Consider the following 17,767-nt stretch of genomic DNA (forward strand, 5'->3'; position numbering starts at 1 on the left):
CTACTTCTTGTCGGCCTTCGCTGCCGCCTTTGCGGCCTTCTTGAACTCGCGGACCTCGAGCAAAGACTGTTCGTCGACCACGTCTGCAATCGAGCGCCTCGACCCCTCGAGCCCGTAGTCGCCGGCCGCTTGGCGCCAACCTTTCGGCTCGACGCCGATCTGTTTTCCGAGCAACGCCAGGAAGATCCGGGCTTTCTGATCCCCGTAACCGGGTAGGGCTTTGAGCCGCTTCAGCACTTCCTTGCCGTCGGGATTTCCCGAAGTCCAGATCGCCGCGGTGTCGCCGTCGTAGTTCTCGACGATGAACTGGCACATGAGCTGGATACGCTCGCCCATCGACTTGGGGAATCGGTGTACAGCCGGAGGCTCGGCACAGATGGCGATGAACTCGTCGGTGTCCATGTCGGCGATACGCCTGACGTCGATACCGCTGAGCCGATCCGCCAGCTTCTTCGGACCGAGGAAGGCCGTTTCCATCGGAACCTGTTGATCGAGAAGCATTCCGATCAACAACGCCAACGGGTCCTCGGCCAGGAGGGCATCAGCTTCGGGGTCACCGACAAGGTTCAGTTGAAGTGCCATGAGTCCGATACTGCCACGTCAGGCGGCAGTTGCGACCGGCGCCGACGCATCCGGAGCCGGAATCTTCCACTTCTTCCAGCCGAACAGAACCAACGTCGAGACCGCGGCAAGCGTGAAGACCCAGAGGTAGACGCCGACGGTCGGAATCCGCAGATACTCGGGTGGCACGAACATGAACAAGCCCATGCCCACAAAGCGATCCGTGCCCGGAATGTCTGCGGGCACCCACCAGGTGTGGGACCAGTTCAAGACCGGGAGCAGGAAAACGAACGGCGCCACCCACGCCCAGCGTTTCTTCGACACCATCGCGTAGTGAGCTGCGAGGACGACCAACGGAACGAACCACACCCAGTGATGACCCCATGAGAACGGCGAGACAGTGGTCGCGGTCAACCCAGTCATGGTGAGCCCCAGCAATTTCTGACCATGGCGGTAAGCGACCCACGCTGCCCCCAGCCCGAGGCACGCGGCGACTGCACTGCACGCGAGAACCAACAGTCGTGACGGAGTCGGTGTGTGGGTGAGTTGAGCGATCAAACCCGAAACTGATTGATTACTCGGTGCGTCCGTCGGTCCGACGCGTTCACTGTCGACGAGAGTGCCAGTCCAGTACGTGTACGCATCGTGGTACATGACGATGAAGCCGAGGGCGACGGTCGCTGCAAACGTCACGACTGCCGTCACCAACGCACGCCATTGACGAGTGATGAAGAGGTACGCCCAGAAGAAAGCCGGAGTCAGCTTCACACCCGCGGCAATGCCTGCTCCGATTCCCCGGAGGCGACTATTCTCGTCCCGCCCGAGGTCCCACACGATCAAGAGCAACAGGAAGATGTTGATCTGCCCGAGCCAGAGCGTCGTACGTACCGGTTCCATGAACAGAAAAATCGTGGTGGCCAGCGCGCTCACCGCGTATGCCTTCACGTCGAGCCGATAGCCGAGGTACTTCCAGCACAACACGACCACCGCGAAAAGCGCTACAACATTGAGACCCGACCACACGACAATCGCCTGTTGAAACGTAAGCACCGCCCACACCGTGAACAGGATTCCTGCAAACGGTGTGTACGTGAACATCATTCCCTGCAGGACCGGACCGTCGTACAGCGGAAGTCTCTGGACGACGAAACTCCCACCGTGGCGGTAAACGTCGAGATCGAGGAAGTTGTGGAAGATTCCCCAGTAGTTCGCATCCATCGGAACGCCGTACAGGACCATCAGGACCGACGCGATTGCGAGTACGGACAGAACGACGAAACCGAAGACGCCGACGCGGAGACGCCGCTGCGGAACCTCGGTCGGCACGACCGCTACTGGTACTACCGATTCCGAACACTTAGATTCGGCGTCCAAGCTCGAATCATCCGAAGCGTTGATCGCGCCCGTCACTACAACCTCCGGGATTACACCCTACGTCGGGAATTGATGCTCCGAACGGTACAAGACGAGACCGAAAAGTACCGACCGGGCACGCCGCTTCGAGAACTCAGATCTCGGAGAGACGCGATTCGGTGGCTGCGAGCAGGACACACGTCGCCACGCCGTCCATGGCAACTTCGAGTTCAGCCGTGGACGGGAAGCTCGGGGCCAACCGGATGTTCCGGTCATCCGGATCCGTGCTGTACGGGAAAGCCGATCCGGCAGCGGTGAGCGCGATACCCGCGTTCTTCGCCAGTTCGATGACCCGCTTGGCCGTGCCGTCGACCACGTCGAGGCTGATGAAGTATCCGCCCTTCGGCTCGGTCCAGGACGCGACCTTCGAAGCACCGAGACGATCCTCGAGGATCCGCAGTACGAGCTCGAACTTGGGCGCGAGGAACGCGCGATGCTTCTCCATGTGCGCACGAACGCCGTCGGCATTGCCGAAGAAACGCAGGTGGCGAAGCTGATTGACCTTGTCAGGTCCGATGCTCTTCTTACCCAGGAACTTCTGGTACCAGGCAAGGTTTTCCGCCGAGCTACCGAAGAAGCTCACACCGGCGCCGGCGAAAGTGATCTTGGACGTCGACGCGAACACGAGCGGACGGTTGGGGTGACCGGCCTCCGCTGCCATCGAGAGAATGTCGTAGGAAGGCGCAGTCTCGCCGACAAGTGGATGCACGGCATACGCGTTGTCCCAGTACAGGCGGAAGTCCGGCGCGGCCGTCGGCATCGACGCGAGCGTCCGGACAATTTCTTCGGAGTACACGGCACCGGTGGGGTTCGCGTAGACCGGAACCGCCCACATGCCCTTGATCTGCGGATCTGACGCAACAAGTTCGGCGATCTTGACGACATCCGGGCCGTCGTGGTTCATCGGCACCGCAATCATCTCGATGCCGAGGGACTCGGTGATCGCGAAGTGGCGGTCGTAGCCAGGTGCGGGGCAGAGAAACTTGATCTTCTCTTCCTGTGCCCACGGCCGGGCCGAATCCGGAGTGCCGTGCAGCAGTGAGAACACGACGTTGTCGTGCATGATCTCGAGGCTCGCGTTGTTGCCGGCGAGAAGGTTCGCAACGGGGATACCCAGCAGCTCACCGAAGATGGCGCGCAGTTCCGGCAGACCGGTGAGTCCACCGTAGTTGCGGCAGTCGGTGCCGCTTCCGTCACGGAAGTCACCGTCGCCGGGCAGCGTCAGCAGCTCTGCGGAAAGGTCGAGTTGTTCCGGGGAAGGCTTACCGCGGGTCAGATCGAGTGCGAGCTTCTGCGCCTGGAGCTGCGTGTACTTCGCGCTCTGGCTCTCATGCTCGGAGGTGAGTTCTTCATGGCTCATCAACCCGATCTGGGTTTGGATAGGCATCCGGAGCGGCCTTTCACCGACGAGGCGGGGTCGGGTATGTGAAAAAATAGAGGACCCCGCGCACCCGGCAGAGCCCGTTGACCCTTGCTGCCTTCCGGCCCTGGGGGAGTTCACAGGATGCGCGCCGCGCGGGATCCAATGAACAGTGTAGACGGCTTTCGTCGGCCGCTGCACACCACCTACCGGGGTGGAGATGCAAACCCTGAGATCCACCGGTTCTTCGCAGGTCAGGTACCCGTTTAACGCTTCACGCCTGCAATTGGGTATGCTGCTCCACGGAGGATTCGCCTAGTGGCCTATGGCGCTCGCCTGGAACGCGGGTTGGGTTAACGCCCTCAGGGGTTCAAATCCCCTATCCTCCGCCAAAGGAACCCCTGTGAACTGCTGAGAAGCGGTTCGCAGGGGTTCTTTTTGCCCGGGCTCAGGCACGTCGCATGAACGAACCGCCGTCGAAGGGTAGGTCGTCGTCGACTGACGCGCGGTCGGCTCGTTTCACCACGTGAGGTTCAGGTGCGGCCGGCGCCTGATCGAACGCGTCCACTGCATTGAAAGCATTCATTGCCGTGGCGACGCGAGGGTCACGGAGGAGTGGGGCGCGTAGTTCTTGCGCGGCAGACGCTGCTGACGCAGAAGCGGTTCGGTGGGCCACTGCGATCGAGGCGGAGAGCGCAGCCCCGCCGGCCCGGAGACCGCTCTCGGTGAGTTGCAAGTCAGTGATCGCGCCGTACGCGTCGACCTCGACGCTGACTGCACCACCTCCAGCATCTGCGCGGGCGCGAACCTTCCCGACCTCGGCGTCGACTCGGCGAGCGAGGACAGTCAACTCGGGAAACGAGGACGCGGGCCCGGTCAAGGTTGATCGATCTGCACGGGCGCGTTCGGACGATCCGATGCATCGGGTCGGGGGAAACACGGCGACGACCCGGTCAAACTTGCTCCCCGCGCGTACTCCTCCAGAACCATTCGATATCCATCCGGCAAGATTGTCTCGGTGCTCGTCGAGTCCCCAGCGGAGTCGTACGTTCGAAACTTCCAGCCGCGCTCAGTCCACAGATTGCGAATCGGATCACCGAAACCTGGGATGTCGGCGGTTTCAGTTGAGGTGAGGAAGTACGTCACGCCGTAGTCCACGGATGTGTCCTTCGACAGATTGCTGTCATTGCACGGGACGGTGCCACCCGGATCGAGGGTGACCTTCTGGTTCAGTTCGGAATACCGCGTCAAGTAGGCGCCCGGCGGCAGTACCGTGATCGTGTCCGTCATGTATTCGATCACCTTGGCCTGTGCCTGCATGAGGGTCAGATTCAAGTTGGCTTCCATCACTTTCCCGTTCTCCGTCGTCGTACACGCAGACAGCAGGGTCGTACACGCCGACAGCAGGATTGCCACCGCGATACTGCTCATGCCGAGTGCTTTACGGCGTCGCGTTGCGTTGGTCATGGCGCTCCTAGTCCGGCGATCACGTGGCCCATCCCGGCAAGAGCCGGGTTGGTGCGTTCCCAATACTCGCTGTGTGCGACTGGGCTGGGGAGCTCGCCCAACAGACCCGCGTCGATCCCGGTTCCGGGTGCGGACTCGATGACAGTGGCACCGAATCCGATCAGCGGAAGATCGTTCGCGGGGTTCGCGCCATGCGAGAGACCGCCGAACACGTCCCCGATCATCGGAACCGGATCATTTGCCGCGGCGGCGGCGTACACGTGGCCACCGACATGTTCCGGGGCTTCCCACGAAGAACAGATCATTCGCGTCCATTGATCGTCCGTCCGAGGCGCCGCAGCGCCGATCACGGTCGATCCGTAAATGTGTCCGATGACCGTGTTGCATTAATGCGTGCCGTCGTGGGATGCACGCAGTCCGTCTTGGAATCGATCCAGCGATCCCGCGCCGCCGTCGGCGTACCCGTCGAGCCCTGCTTGTGGAATCGTTTGCGGCGCATCATATCCACACCAGGCCATCACCGAAGTCGACCCGAAATTTCCGGCCTTTCCAACGCCTTTTGCCCCGAATCCAACCGCCGCCCGCTTGCAGTACTTCGTTCCCCACCCAAGCCCCCCGGCTTCGAATCGACACGCGAAAAAGCAGCGTAGCAGCGCATCGACTGTTTCAGATCTACAAAATTTTCGTTTGACAGACTCACGAACCCGAAGACACACTTTCCGTCCAACCCAACCATCGGGAGTACGCGTGCTTGCCGGCCAGACCAATCTGCTCGCGGATTGCAGCAGTTGCTTCGGCCTGTGCTGCGTCGCACTCCCCTTTTCCAAGTCCTCCGACTTCGCGACCAACAAGAATGCCGGCGACCCCTGCAAGAACCTGCAGCAGGATTTCCGTTGCGGCATTCACACCGGATTGCGAAAGAAGGGCTTCACCGGTTGCACCGTGTACGACTGTTTCGGTGCGGGACAGAAGGTTTCACAGCAGACCTACGACGGCATCAGCTGGCATGATGCCCCGGAGACCGCGTCAGACATGTTCGAAACGTTTCCTGTCGTACGCCAGTTGCACGAACTGCTCTGGTATCTCGTCGAAGCCCGCTCGCTGAAGCAAACCCACTCGATACGAAAGGAACTCGACGCTGCACTCGCAGAGACGGAAAGCCTGACCAACGGCACGCCTTCGCAGATTCAAGCCGTCGACGTCTCAGCGCACCGAGCGGCAGTCAACACACTGCTCTTGCAGACGAGTGACCTTGTCCGCTCACCTGTCTCGGGCAAGAAGGGTCGCAAACTCGACCACCGCGGCGCAGACCTCATCGGAGCCAAATTTCGTGGTTCCGACCTACGTGGGGCCAACTTTCGCGGGAGTTATCTGATCGGTGCAGACCTCCGCGACTGCGAACTCGATCGCGCCGATCTGATCGGTGCAGACTTGCGCGGCACCGATATTCGCGACGCAAAACTCCGCGGCAGTATCTTTCTCACTCAGTTCCAGATCAACGCGGCGGTTGGCGATTCGGCTACCACACTTCCCGATTCACTGACCCGTCCCAGCCACTGGGCCTGAGCCTGAGCCCGACTGTCAACTCCGTCGACTGTTGGCGACTGTCAACTCCGTCGACGGAGAACGACCTTGTTAGCTTCCGGATCGACGGACACCCACGGCGGGTCACCGTCGGTTCCGTCCTCACGATGCATCAACGCGCTCTGCCGCTGTTCGAATTCATGATGCTTGGACCCCTGAAACAGGGCAGCAACCTCTTCGAAGCCCGCCGCCGAGACCGGACGAGTCGTGCGCCCCCTGGTCCACGGCAGGGCCCGGCCACCGGTGAGCCGGTTCCAGAGAGTCTCGGCGAACGCGAACAGGACCAGCAGCACGAGCAAGCCTGGCAGCGTCAACGCGAACAGAGTGCCCATGAAAGAAGTCTAGCGACGAACGCCCCAGGTTCCCTCAACTTTTGATCAGCCACCTTGTTGTGGCCATGCGGTGGATGATCTGCCAGAATGCAAGCTGTTACGACTAGTAACACCTTCGGGGGGAGGATTTCACGTGAGCTTGATACTTGCAGCTACCGACCGTTCGGAGCTTGCCCAGACACTCGGGGCCGAATTAGTACATTTTGGTCATCAAACACAGCTCGTCCGCACCGGGCGCCGCCTACTCGACGACCTGGACACCGACAGTTTCGATATCGCCGTGATCGATCTCTTGTTGCCGGACATCGACGGCTACGAGATTGCACGACAGATCCGCTTGCGCAGTTCGATGCCGATCATGATGTTGGTGGATACCCACGAGGACATCGACGAAGCACCACATGGCGCTGTCTCGGACTTCGTACTGAACCCGATCGATTCTCACGCGCTCGATCTTCGGGTCACCGCGATCCTTCGTGAAACCGCGCATCCCGCCGCCGGAAAACACCAACGTCACGGTGACCTGCTCCTCGATCGACGTGCAATGACGGCGACGATGGGCGGAAAGCTGCTCGTCCTCAGCCGGACCGAATGGCGGGTACTCCTGGAACTGTCGACCGAGCCTGGGCGCGTGTACTCGCGTGATCATCTGATCCGAAACGTCTGGGGTTCCGACCACGAAAAGACACGTGTGGTCGACGCGACCATTCTCAGCTTGCGATCCAAACTCGAATCCAATCCCGCGAAACCGAAGTACATCAAAACCATCCGGGGGTTCGGATATCGCTTCGGCCCGGTCGAATGAACTCGCCTTCGTGTCGGTGGCGCTCGATAGGCTCTTGTCATGGGTTGGTACACACCACAATCGGTCGCCCCGGATCTCTCCGACATCCTGGTGTGTGGCTGGACGGCGTGCGCAGAAGGTGAACACCTGCTCGTGCCCGATGCTTGCATGGACGTGCTGTGGATACGTGGCGTCGGCATACGCGTCTGTGGCCCCGAAACCGCTGCATGGTCATTCACTCTTCCGCCCGGAACACGCTCCGTGGGTGTTCGATTCCGCCCTGGATCGGCATCGCCGATGTTGCGAACCTCGGCGTCCGAGCTTCGAGATTCTCGCGCTGACCTCAGCGCTGTAACCGACGCACGCACGGAACGAATACTGTTGAACCGCTTGGAAAATTCCGAAGACCACGAACAAATCTCGATCCTCGAAAGCGCTGTCCGGAGTTGGGCAAGTTCGAGTTTCCGTCACGATCCGGTGATCAACCACGTCCGCACCGCACTGTCCGAACATTCGTGGAATGTCAGCACTCTCGCCGACGCGGCGGCACTGACTTCGCGCCAACTCCAGCGTCGATGCAACGACGCCTTCGGATACGGCCCTGCAACGCTGCGCTCGATCCTGCGCCTCCAGCGTTTCATGGCGCTCGCTCGCAGTCGACCCGCACTGGGCCTCGCTGAATCCGCAGCCCACTGCGGATTCAGCGATCAGGCCCACTTGACGCGTGAATGCCGCCGAATCTCTTCGCTGACCCCGGCAGCTCTACTGCGAACCCAAGCCCCCGACTGGCACGGGTCGGATACCGTTGTCGCGCTGGCAGAGGGAGACGCGGTCGCATGATCGCTACCGCGCTCCCCCGCCGTCACTTCTGACTGAAAAGCGTCCTGGCAGACCACAGCCCGCCGAGGGAGAGCACTGCGACCGTCATGTAGTAGTAGCTCGGAGCGTCGAGCGAGCCTGTTGTACTGATCAACCAGGTCAAGACCAACGGCGCGATTCCACCGAGCAAGGTCACGCCGAGGTTGTACGACAAAGACATCCCGGTAGCCCGGATCTCCGCCGGGAACAGCGAACTCATCAAGGCAGGCAACGGGCCGAAGGCAAACGCCATGATGACGCCCAGGGCCGAAACAACCAGGACGAGCGTCAGAGTCGAGGGGTGATCGACCATCAGTTTGAAGAGCGGCCAGGCCAGGACGATTGCCGCAACGGCGGCCCAGGTCATAACTCTCGCAGGTCCGACCCGGTCTGCAAGATGACCGATCAACGGCACGGTGATCAAGGTGACCAGTCCGGCGACGATTCCGCCGAGGTAGCCGGCAGAGGCGGATACTCCGAGGTTCTTCACGGCAAACGTCGGCATGTACAAGATGAGGTAGATCGAGATCGTCGCGACGCCGACTACTGCGGCGCCGGTCAGCACCCGGCCGAGATGCCTGGTCAGCGTCGTCTTCAGCGGGGCCTTTTCCGGGACGCTCGTCTTGAAATCGTCCGTTTCATCGAGCTTGGCGCGGATGTAGAGACCGACCGGCCCGACGATGATGCCGAAGAAGAACGGAACGCGCCAGCCCCATGAGTAAAGCGCTTCATGCGAGAGATGGGTATTGAGCACGTATCCGAACAACGATGCCAGGAAAACCGAAGCACCCTGGCTGGCAACCTGCCAGGAAGAGTAGAACGCCTTCTTGTGCGGTGCAGTTTCCACGAGGAAGGTTGTAGCAGTACCGAATTCACCGCCTGCGGAGAATCCTTGAATGAGTCGCGAAACCAGGATGACGACGCCGGCCCACGGCCCGATCATCGAGGTCGTCGGCGCCACGGCCATGATGAGCGTGCCGATCATCATCAGCATCATCGTCAACGTCAAGGCGTTCTTGCGCCCGCGACGGTCGGCATAGCTTCCGAGAACCATCCCGCCAAGCGGCCGGATGACGTATGAGATCGCGAACGTCGCGAACGTCAGTATCAAGCCGAGAGTGTTGTCGCCGCCGGGAAAGAAGTTATGGGCGATGACCACTGCAAATGATGCGTAGACGATGACGTCGAACCATTCGAGCGCAGCGCCGAGCGAACTGCTGATCACCGCCTTGCGAGCAGCGGCCAGGCGTTCCGGGGTGACTGCTCCGGAGGTTGGCGTAGTTGCCGTGGACATGGTTTTCCTTAGGGGGTGAGGGTGGGTCAGGCGCGGGCGTGAGCGATGACGTTCCGAACGAACTGCTCGCACTGTGCCAATTGGTCAAGTGTCACGTACTCGTCAGGTGCATGCGCCTGAGTGATGCTTCCCGGCCCACACACGACAGTGGGGACACCGATACTCGCGAACATCCCGGCCTCGGTGGCGTACGCGACCTTTTCGTCCGAGGACCGACCACCCCATTGTTCGACCAGTGCGGCCGCCGAAGCATTCGCATCCGTCTCCAGGGGAGGAACCGAGGCCGACACGTGCATCGTCACGGAGGCTGACGGGTTTTCTTCCTGCATCAGGTTTTCGATCCGATTCGCCTCGGCGGCAAAGCGTTCGAGCAAATCTGCGGCGCCAGCTGAGCTGATGCTCCTGAATTCGAAAGTGATGGAGCAATCCTCGGGGACAGTGTTCACTGCGATCCCGCCGGATACGAGATTGACCGAGCACGTCGTCCAGGCCACTTCGAATGCGTCGTCGTACGGGCCGGACGCACGGAGCTCGTCGGCCGCGCTTCTGACGAATCGAATCAACTCGGCGCCGTATTCGATCGCGTTGACTCCTTGCGGAGTAAGCGACGAGTGCGCCGAAACACCATGCAGATCAACACGTATGACGTTCATCGACTTGTGTGCGCGAATGACCCGCATCTCCGACGGCTCTCCGACGACGCACACATCAGGGCGCAGGTTCCGGGAAACAACCTCCTCGACCAACCCGGCCGCACCGATGCAGCCGACTTCCTCGTCGTAGGAGAATGCAAAGTGAATCGGCTTCGCCAGCGGCCGAGCAACGATGTCGGGGATCGCCGCGACAACGATCCCGATGAACGACTTCATGTCGCACGTGCCGCGTCCGTACAGACTTCCGTCGCGAATTTCGGGAGTGAAAGGGTGGCTGCTCCAGTCTTGATCGTCGACCGGCACTACATCTGTATGGCCGGAAAACATCACTCCACCGGCAGTGCTTCCGTCAGGAGGCGTGAATGTTGCCAACAGGTTCAGCTTGGAACCCTCGTCGTCGGAAACGAGTATCGGCTCGACCCCGTGGCGACGTAGTTCCGCGGCGATGAGATCGATCAACGGTCGATTGCTCACGGCACTCGTCGTATCGATTCCGATGAGGCGCTGCACCCAGTCGAGACTTCTCTCGGTTGGAACAGCGGACAACGTGGTGGACGACATCTGGGTTCTCCTTTCACAGCACGAACGCGGTGGGCACTTGCCACCGCGTTCTGCCCTTCGAGCATGAATGAAGTGATCCCAGACACAATGAAGATGCACGATACTTGCAACATGATCGAAGAAACGCAGGATTCCGCCGTGCTCGACGACGTCGACCTCGCCCTGATCAATTGCCTGCAACTCGACCCGCGAGCGTCGTGGCGCACGGTTGGTGACGCCCTCAAAGTTGATCCGGTTACCGTCGCGCGCCGCTGGCAACGGCTACAGGACTCCGGCACCGCCTGGGTCTCCGCGAGGGCAACCGGCCACGGCCGTCCGGAATCGTGTCTGGCTTTCGTGGAAGTCGACTGTACGACTTCGAACGCCTTGGCGATTGCGGAACGTCTTGCCCGCTGGCCGCAGGTTCTGAGCGTCGAACACACAAGCGGCCCAGGCGACTTGACTCTTCTCGTCGAGGTCAGAGACATGGCTTTCCTGTCGCGTTTCCTGCTTCGCTCACTCGCGTCGGTGCCCGGGATCGTCAGTTCGCGTGCACACCTCGTCACCGAGGTCTTCGCGATCGGAGACGACTGGAAATTGCAGGTACTCGATGCCACGCAGCGGGCGGTGATGACAGACCGGCCTGTGCGCTACAAATATGCTCCGACGGATCAGCGCCATCACGGGAAAACTTTCGACGCGGTCGACCGCCAATTGATATTGAAGCTGGGCGAGGACGGTCGATCCTCGATTGCCGAGCTCACGGTCGGTACCGGCCTCAGCGAAAGTACGGTCAGGCGGCGACTTGCCGAACTGACGTCGCGCAACCAAATTGTGTTCCGCTGCGACGTGTCTCTACCGCTGTCCGGCTGGCCCCTCGTGACCTGGGTGTGGGGATATGTCGATCCCACGGACCGGTCGACGATTCGTGCTCTGGTGGAGCGAGTGCCTGGAACACGAGTGTGCATGCGGATATCCGGTGGACGCGCCAACACACTGCTCGCGATCGCCGCACACTCCCTTCGCGAAACTCCCATTACCGAAGTGCAACTCGCACAAGAGGCACCGGGCCTGGTGGTGCTGAACAGGTCAGTGGTGCTGCGATCGATGAAGAGGGTGGGCCGACTTCTCGATGACGAAGGCAAGAGCGCCGGGGTCGTACCGATGGACATCTGGGCGGAAGCCCCGGAGATCGAGTGAATGTCCGAAATAATCAATCATGACGCGCCGCGGTGGAGAAGGATTGCTGTCATGACTTCAACAGAGATCTCCCCCGCCCAGCGTTACCGGGATCTGGCCGCCGGATTCACGGCGCGGATCGACGCCGTACCCGCCGACCGCTGGGACAACGCTTCCCCCTGCGAGGGCTGGACCGCCCGCGACGTGGTGAGACACGTGCTCGACAGCGAACGAGACATGGTCAAGGTAGTCGGCCTGGAATTGGCACCCGGTCCGTCGGTCGACGACGACCCGTCGGCAGCCTGGGCGGCCGTCCGAGATTCGATGCAGGCCATTCTGGACGATCCGGCAAAGTCCACCCTCGAATACGACGGGCACTTCGGCCGGACCAACCTCGGGGCCACGGTCGAGGGGTTCTTGTGTTTCGATCTGGTCATCCACGGTTGGGATCTCGCAGCCGCGACCGGCACCGATACGACGATGCGTGACACGGACGTGGAGTGGGTGTCGGAGATAGCCGCGGGCCTCGGCGAGTCGATCCGTATGAGCGGTGTGTGCGGCCCGGAAATACAGGTTCCGGACAACGCTGACAAAGCGACGAAACTCCTTGCCTTTCTCGGCCGGAAGGCGTGAAAAAGCACCCCTGACGTGGGCATTACTTCCATACACATGTAATGTCGCGGTATGCCGGAACGCCGAAAATCCTCCACGAGTCCAGACCTGCTTGCGGCGGCATTGTTCGATGTCGCCGCGGAATCCGGACTGGAAAATGCCAGCGTTCGCGAGGTCGCAAAACGGGCGGGTGTCTCGATCGGCGCAGTGCAACATCATTTCTCGACCAAGGACGAGATGTTCGCATTCGCACTGCGAACACTCGTCGATCGATTGTTGACCAGACTGGCCGAATCGTCCGCCGACGCGGACCCGCATACCGCCCTGTTCCAGGCGCTCTCGCAACTCCTGCCCCTCGACGAGCAACGCACGCGTGAGGCGCATGTGCTCGCCGCGTTTGCCGTGCGCGCCGCAACCAGTGAGTCACTCTCCGAAATCCGCCGGACAACCCTGTTCACAATCCGCACCGGCATCTCGACAGTTCTGATCGGGATCGGAACTCCGGAAGCGGAAACCAGAGCGGCACTTCTACTTTCAACCGTCAATGGATTGGCCCTCGACGCACTCGGAAGCCCCGCCATGTATCCGCCGCAGTACCTCGATCACGCTTTGGAAACCCAGATCCGCCTCACCCTGCACGACGCCGAGAACCCGCTCGCCTCCGTCGGGCTCGCCAGCTGACGTGGCAGGAGCAGGGCGCTTCGCGCCGAGCCCGTCCGGCGATCTCCATCTGGGAAACCTCCGTACCGCCCTCTTGGCCTGGCTGTTCGCCCGCACCAGCGGTCGCGACTTCCTCATTCGAGTCGAGGATCTCGACCGTGTCCGACCCGGCTCGATGGAACGACAACTCGACGATCTGCGCAGGCTCGGCCTCACATGGGACGGCCCAGGCGTATTGCAGTCGCACCGTCTTCCCTTGTACCACAACGCTATCGAGCTACTACGCGAGCGCCACCTGACCTATCCCTGCTTCTGCACACGCAAGGAGATCCTGCAGGCACCGTCCGCTCCCCATGCTCCCGATGGCGCCTATCCCGGCACGTGCCGGAACCTGTCGGCGGCCGAACGCGCCGAGAAATCGGCAAGCGGCCGATCCCCCGCGCTGAGGCTACGGGCCGACATCGATTCGTTCACCGTGCACGACGAACTGTTCGGCGAGGTGACGGGGCAAGTCGACGACGTCGTACTGCTCCGCGGAGACGGCGTACCCGCCTACAACCTCGCCGTGGTCGTCGACGACGGTGCGCAGAACATCGACCAAGTGGTCCGCGGCGACGACCTCCTGACCTCGGCGCCGCGTCAGGCGCACCTTGCTCAACTGCTCGACATCGAACCGCCGTCGTACGCCCACGTTCCTCTCGCGTTGAACAGTGAAGGCAAACGACTCGCGAAGCGCGACGGCGCGGTGACTCTGGCCGATCAACTCGAGGCCGGACGCAGTGCCGAACAGGTCCTGACAATGATCGCGTCGAGCATCGGTCTCGCTGAACCCGGCGAAGTTGTCACACCACCCCAATTGGCGGATCGATTCGACTCTCGCAAGATCCCCCGAACCCCGTGGATTTTCCCGGCGAAGTAAGTGAAGTTTCAATCGATACCTCGTCGGGACAAAAGCTCGATTGTCCGATATGACAAAGCCGTCCGCAATAGCTATTCGTTGGCAATTCTCGATTAGTGAAGTACGGTCAAGACTGGCGAAGGAAATTCAGGGCGAGTAGTCCCTGCAAAACTACGCCCGGGATCTGAACCTGGGATCCGACCGCAGTACCCACTTGCAGCATCCACGCTGACACGCACGTGCGGCACGGGCGACTCAGGACGAAAAGGAATACGCATGGTCCGCGAGCTTCGCGAGGCACTCGACGACCATCAATTCGAGGTGTTGTATCAACCCCAGGTCAATCTGAACTCGTCAGCAATTATCAGCTATGAAGCACTTCTGCGGTGGCGCCATCCGCTTCGAGGGTTGATCGAACCCCAAGATTTCATGCGCTCCGCCGAATCCTCTGGGCTCATCATTCCCATCGGGCTGCAGGCTCTGGACATGATCTGTGCCCAAACAGCGTCGTGGCCTGAGCACATGATGGTCGCGGTCAACTTTTCACCTCGCCAACTCGCTACCCCGCACGCCGCTCACGAGATCCTCGGAGCGCTGGACAGTTCAGAAACCCCACTGAGCAGAATCATCGTGGAAGTCACCGAACTCGGCGTCGTGGGTCGGCATGCCGCCGAGACCCTTCACGTCTTGCATAACGAGGGAATTCGAATCGCGCTGGATGATTTCGGGGCGGGCTTCGCGTCTTTCTCCGCGTTGTCGGAATTGCCGCTCGACATTCTCAAGATCGACCAATCCTTGACCTGGGCCGTCAGCGCAGCGGGTCGTACTGGAGACCGCGCCTTCATGGTCATGGAGTCAATCGCCGACATCGCTCGAAAACTCGGGCTTGATTCGATCGCCGAGGGCGTCGAAACCGCGGAACACGCAGCCAACGTCTTGCAGGCCGGCTGCGACATGGGCCAGGGCTATTACTTCGGGAAGCCGCTTCCTGCGTCGTCCATAGTCACTCCCGTGTGAGCGCCAGCCACTTCAGTACGACGCCACTTCAGTACGACGACGATGCGCTCGCGATGAGTGCGACCACGAGAATCACGGCAAAAATGGCCAAGAAAGTTGCTCCGACCGCAATTCCGGCTATCGCAAGCCCGCGTCCCTCTTGACCTGTCTGCTTGATCTGATTGAGCGCGACAATTCCCAAAATGATTCCGATGATTCCGCCGAGACTGTAGAAACAACCGCCTGCAAGCGATACCACCAACGACGCAATTGCGAGACCATTGGTGCCGACTGGCTGCATCGGCGGGATGTATCCACCAGCGAATTGGTTCGGTTGACCGTACGCATTCGGCGGTTGACCGTATTGGGGCTGTCCGTATTGAGCTTGTCCGTATTGTCCGGGTTGCTGATATTGATTCGGCTGATATTGATTCGGCGGTCCGAAATTCTGCGGCGGCAGGTATGGATTGGGTTCACCAATTCCACCCGGCTGAGGCGTATTACCGGTTGGGTTGTACGACGGCGGCGGATAACCCGGGTACTGCTCGTTGGGAGTGGTATATCCGGGAACTTCAGGTGAAGACTGCGTTTCGGACGGGGACACGCCGTACCCCTCGGGCGGCAGGCTCGGAAATTCTCCGTATCCAGGTTTTGCCTGGTAATCGCTCGAAGAATCGTCGTTGTTGCCCCCAGAACTCGTCATACAACGCAGCCTAAACCACAGGTGACCTCCGAATCCAAGTGAGCAGATGTCATCCACATCGCTCTTTGATCCCAGTAGGGTCATATCCACTGTCACACTCGAGCGCGATATTTACGACTGAGGGGAACACATGACAACCGGCGGGTACGACCCCAACCAGAATCCAGAAGGAGGGAAGCAATTCCCACCCCAGGATCCATATGGCCAGCAGGGAACACCTCCTCCCGGAAGTTACCCACCTCCCGCAGGCCCCCCGCAGGGCGGTAGCTACCCGCCTCCTCCACAGGGCGGGAACTTCCCGCCCCCTCAGGGTGGCAACTACCCGCCGCCCGGTGGATACCCGCCGCCTCCGCAGGGCGGCAACTTCCCGCCGCCTCCGCAGTTCAACGACCAAGGTGCGTACGGCGGAGGAAATCGACTGCCCTCGGGTGCTCAGCCGGGTGATCTGTGGATTCGACTCGGCGCCCGCATCATCGACGGAATCATCGTCGGCATCATCGCCGCGATTCTGGCTCTCTTGGTCAGTGACTCCGACAGCTTGATTCTGATCTCGGGACTGTTCTCGGGAATTCTGACCTTCGCTTACTTCATCGCAATGGAAGTAACGCAGGGTCGGACTTTGGGAAAGATGATTCTGGGCCTTTCAGTGCACGGTCCGGGCGGCGCACCTCGCCCCTCCGTCCAGCAGTCTGCGATTCGCAACGCCTTCACGTTGCTCTCGATCATTCCGATCATCGGCGGAATCCTCGCGCTGGTCGCCTACATCGTCATCGCGGTCACCATCAACAACAGCCCCACCAAGCAGGGCAAGCATGACGAGCTCGCTGGTGGGACTCAGGTAGTCAAGGGTTAGGTAGACATATATGACAACCGGTGGGCAAGACCCCAACCAGAACCCAGAAGACGGGAAGCAATTCCCACCCCAGGATCCGTACGGCCAGCAGGGAACACCCCCTCCGGGGAGTTATCCTCCACCGGCCGGTCCTCCGCAGGGTGGAAGTTATCCCCCGCCCGGCGGCTACCCGCCGCCCCCACAGGGCAACTTCCCTCCACCCCCGCAGGGTGGAAGCTATCCCCCTCCCGGCGGAAACTACCCGCCTCCCGGTGGGTACCCGCCTCCTCCCGGTGGTGGCAACTTCCCGCCTCCGCCCCCGAATGACTACGGCGCAGGCTTCGGCGCCCCCCAGCTTTCTGTGGGTGCGGCAATTTCCTACGGCTGGAACAAGTTCAAAGACAACGCACTGGTCTGGATCGGGATCTCGATCATCGCTTTTCTGATCGCCGGACTCATCCAAGGTGCTTTCAACGGCTTCGACTACACCAATACCGAATTCAGCGCGCTGTCGATCGTGGGTGGATTGGTCACCGCAATCGTCGGCTACATCATCCAAGCCGCATTCCTTCGTGGAGCGTTGAGCGAATTGGACGGAATCAAGCCGGCTTTCGGCACCTTCTTCCAATTCACGAACATCGGTGCAGTTGTTCTCGGCGGTTTCCTTGTCGCCGTCGCCACCTATGTCGGTTTGGTTCTGTGCATCATTCCCGGCATCATCGCGGCGTTCCTGCTCTACTACACGCTGACCTTCATCGTGGACAAGAATCAGGATGCGATTTCGGGCATCAAATCGAGCTACGCGTTGACCTCGTCGAACGTCGGAACGTTGATCCTGCTGGCGCTCGCTCTGATCGGTATCAACATCATCGGCGCACTGCTGTGCGGAATCGGTCTTCTCGTGACGGCGCCCGTCGCGCTGATCGCCAGTACCTACGCATACCGCGTGCTGACCGGCGGCCATGTAGCTGCCTGATCAGTTCGTTTGCATCACCGAAGGCCCTGCGGTTCCACGTGAAACCGCAGGGCCTTCGGTGTGTT

21 protein-coding genes, 1 tRNA gene and 1 other RNA gene are annotated in these 17,767 nt (G+C 60.8%); 11 read left to right on the forward strand and 12 right to left on the reverse strand.

All coding sequences use genetic code 11. The annotated features are described in order from the left end of the window. The 4 genes from R4P70_RS24835 to ffs form a co-directional block, all read right to left on the reverse strand. Positions 1–582, reverse strand: coding sequence for an HhH-GPD-type base excision DNA repair protein (locus R4P70_RS24835; RefSeq protein WP_019746526.1), 582 nt, complete (start codon positions 580–582; stop codon positions 1–3). Between the two features lie 18 nt (positions 583–600). Continuing rightward, the gene (locus tag R4P70_RS24840) at positions 601–1,887 is read right to left on the reverse strand and encodes a glycosyltransferase 87 family protein (protein WP_317832302.1); all 1,287 of its coding nucleotides are present in this window, start codon (positions 1,885–1,887) and stop codon (positions 601–603) included. A gap of 181 nt (positions 1,888–2,068) precedes the next feature. Next, positions 2,069–3,361 (reverse strand): aminotransferase class I/II-fold pyridoxal phosphate-dependent enzyme, encoded by a 1,293-nt coding sequence (locus R4P70_RS24845; protein WP_019746524.1) that lies wholly within the window; start codon positions 3,359–3,361, stop codon positions 2,069–2,071. Between the two features lie 41 nt (positions 3,362–3,402). Continuing rightward, positions 3,403–3,502, reverse strand: an RNA gene (gene ffs / locus R4P70_RS24850) — signal recognition particle sRNA small type. 136 nt (positions 3,503–3,638) lie between these two features. Between ffs and R4P70_RS24855 the strand changes: the two genes are divergently transcribed. Beyond that, positions 3,639–3,726, forward strand: a tRNA-Ser gene (locus tag R4P70_RS24855). Between the two features lie 56 nt (positions 3,727–3,782). On the opposite strand, the gene R4P70_RS24860 is transcribed toward R4P70_RS24855, so the two are convergent. Genes R4P70_RS24860 through R4P70_RS32755 form a run of 4 tightly spaced genes read right to left on the reverse strand, consistent with a single transcriptional unit; the run spans position 3,783 to position 5,517 of the window. After that, positions 3,783–4,214: a YbaB/EbfC family nucleoid-associated protein gene (locus tag R4P70_RS24860; RefSeq protein ID WP_084325693.1), complete on the reverse strand. Its 432-nt coding sequence runs from the start codon at positions 4,212–4,214 to the stop codon at positions 3,783–3,785. After that, positions 4,211–4,801 carry a hypothetical protein gene (locus R4P70_RS24865; protein ID WP_020905887.1) on the reverse strand — a complete coding sequence of 197 codons (591 nt, stop codon included), beginning with the start codon at positions 4,799–4,801 and terminating at the stop codon, positions 4,211–4,213. The genes R4P70_RS24860 and R4P70_RS24865 overlap by 4 nt, the downstream gene beginning before the upstream one ends. After that, complete coding sequence (locus R4P70_RS24870) at positions 4,798–5,151, reverse strand: hypothetical protein (protein ID WP_080910553.1); 354 nt, start codon at positions 5,149–5,151, stop codon at positions 4,798–4,800. The genes R4P70_RS24865 and R4P70_RS24870 overlap by 4 nt, the downstream gene beginning before the upstream one ends. Before the next feature lie 36 nt (positions 5,152–5,187). Then, positions 5,188–5,517: an alpha/beta hydrolase gene (locus R4P70_RS32755; RefSeq protein ID WP_368665149.1), complete on the reverse strand. Its 330-nt coding sequence runs from the start codon at positions 5,515–5,517 to the stop codon at positions 5,188–5,190. 31 nt (positions 5,518–5,548) lie between these two features. On the opposite strand from R4P70_RS32755, the gene R4P70_RS24875 reads away from it, so the two are divergent. After that, the gene (locus R4P70_RS24875; protein ID WP_317832309.1) at positions 5,549–6,367 is read left to right on the forward strand and encodes a pentapeptide repeat-containing protein; all 819 of its coding nucleotides are present in this window, start codon (positions 5,549–5,551) and stop codon (positions 6,365–6,367) included. 41 nt (positions 6,368–6,408) lie between these two features. Here R4P70_RS24875 and R4P70_RS24880 read toward each other — a convergent pair whose 3' ends face one another. Continuing rightward, on the reverse strand, positions 6,409–6,717 hold the full coding sequence (locus tag R4P70_RS24880; protein ID WP_007731580.1) for a DUF6191 domain-containing protein: 309 nt from the start codon (positions 6,715–6,717) through the stop codon (positions 6,409–6,411). Between the two features lie 133 nt (positions 6,718–6,850). On the opposite strand from R4P70_RS24880, the gene R4P70_RS24885 reads away from it, so the two are divergent. Continuing rightward, positions 6,851–7,522: a response regulator transcription factor gene (locus R4P70_RS24885; protein WP_019746521.1), complete on the forward strand. Its 672-nt coding sequence runs from the start codon at positions 6,851–6,853 to the stop codon at positions 7,520–7,522. A 39-nt stretch (positions 7,523–7,561) separates the two neighbouring features. Further along, positions 7,562–8,341 (forward strand): helix-turn-helix domain-containing protein, encoded by a 780-nt coding sequence (locus tag R4P70_RS24890; RefSeq protein ID WP_256064764.1) that lies wholly within the window; start codon positions 7,562–7,564, stop codon positions 8,339–8,341. Between the two features lie 22 nt (positions 8,342–8,363). Here R4P70_RS24890 and R4P70_RS24895 read toward each other — a convergent pair whose 3' ends face one another. Continuing rightward, positions 8,364–9,653, reverse strand: a complete 1,290-nt coding sequence (locus R4P70_RS24895; RefSeq protein WP_020905883.1) for an MFS transporter — start codon at positions 9,651–9,653, stop codon at positions 8,364–8,366. 26 nt (positions 9,654–9,679) lie between these two features. Then, positions 9,680–10,867, reverse strand: coding sequence for an acetylornithine deacetylase (gene argE, locus R4P70_RS24900; RefSeq protein ID WP_317832313.1), 1,188 nt, complete (start codon positions 10,865–10,867; stop codon positions 9,680–9,682). A 111-nt stretch (positions 10,868–10,978) separates the two neighbouring features. Here argE and R4P70_RS24905 point away from each other — a divergent pair, with 111 nt between their 5' ends. From R4P70_RS24905 to R4P70_RS24925, 5 genes are all read left to right on the forward strand, one after another. Continuing rightward, the gene (locus tag R4P70_RS24905) at positions 10,979–12,046 is read left to right on the forward strand and encodes an Lrp/AsnC family transcriptional regulator (RefSeq protein ID WP_225989443.1); all 1,068 of its coding nucleotides are present in this window, start codon (positions 10,979–10,981) and stop codon (positions 12,044–12,046) included. 51 nt (positions 12,047–12,097) lie between these two features. Next, entirely contained in the window at positions 12,098–12,658 is a 561-nt protein-coding gene (locus R4P70_RS24910) for a TIGR03086 family metal-binding protein (protein ID WP_080910602.1), read from the forward strand. 51 nt (positions 12,659–12,709) lie between these two features. After that, the gene (locus R4P70_RS24915) at positions 12,710–13,318 is read left to right on the forward strand and encodes a TetR/AcrR family transcriptional regulator (protein WP_019746515.1); all 609 of its coding nucleotides are present in this window, start codon (positions 12,710–12,712) and stop codon (positions 13,316–13,318) included. 1 nt (position 13,319) lies between these two features. Next, complete coding sequence (gene gluQRS, locus R4P70_RS24920) at positions 13,320–14,216, forward strand: tRNA glutamyl-Q(34) synthetase GluQRS (protein ID WP_317832316.1); 897 nt, start codon at positions 13,320–13,322, stop codon at positions 14,214–14,216. Between the two features lie 255 nt (positions 14,217–14,471). After that, complete coding sequence (locus R4P70_RS24925; protein ID WP_070796504.1) at positions 14,472–15,212, forward strand: EAL domain-containing protein; 741 nt, start codon at positions 14,472–14,474, stop codon at positions 15,210–15,212. A gap of 28 nt (positions 15,213–15,240) precedes the next feature. Here the strand turns inward: R4P70_RS24925 and R4P70_RS24930 are convergent, their stop codons facing one another. Next, entirely contained in the window at positions 15,241–15,894 is a 654-nt protein-coding gene (locus tag R4P70_RS24930; RefSeq protein ID WP_020968190.1) for a DUF4190 domain-containing protein, read from the reverse strand. 130 nt (positions 15,895–16,024) lie between these two features. Here R4P70_RS24930 and R4P70_RS24935 point away from each other — a divergent pair, with 130 nt between their 5' ends. Both R4P70_RS24935 and R4P70_RS24940 read left to right on the forward strand, forming a co-directional pair. Next, a complete protein-coding gene (locus tag R4P70_RS24935; RefSeq protein WP_020968189.1) occupies positions 16,025–16,747 on the forward strand; it encodes an RDD family protein in 723 nt (240 codons plus the stop codon). 10 nt (positions 16,748–16,757) lie between these two features. Further along, positions 16,758–17,702 (forward strand): hypothetical protein, encoded by a 945-nt coding sequence (locus tag R4P70_RS24940; RefSeq protein ID WP_229757068.1) that lies wholly within the window; start codon positions 16,758–16,760, stop codon positions 17,700–17,702. Positions 17,703–17,767: the final 65 nt, after the last annotated feature.

It is taken from the genome of Rhodococcus sp. IEGM 1241 (assembly GCF_033142365.1).
Taxonomy (GTDB): Bacteria; Actinomycetota; Actinomycetes; order Mycobacteriales; family Mycobacteriaceae; genus Rhodococcus_F; species Rhodococcus_F erythropolis.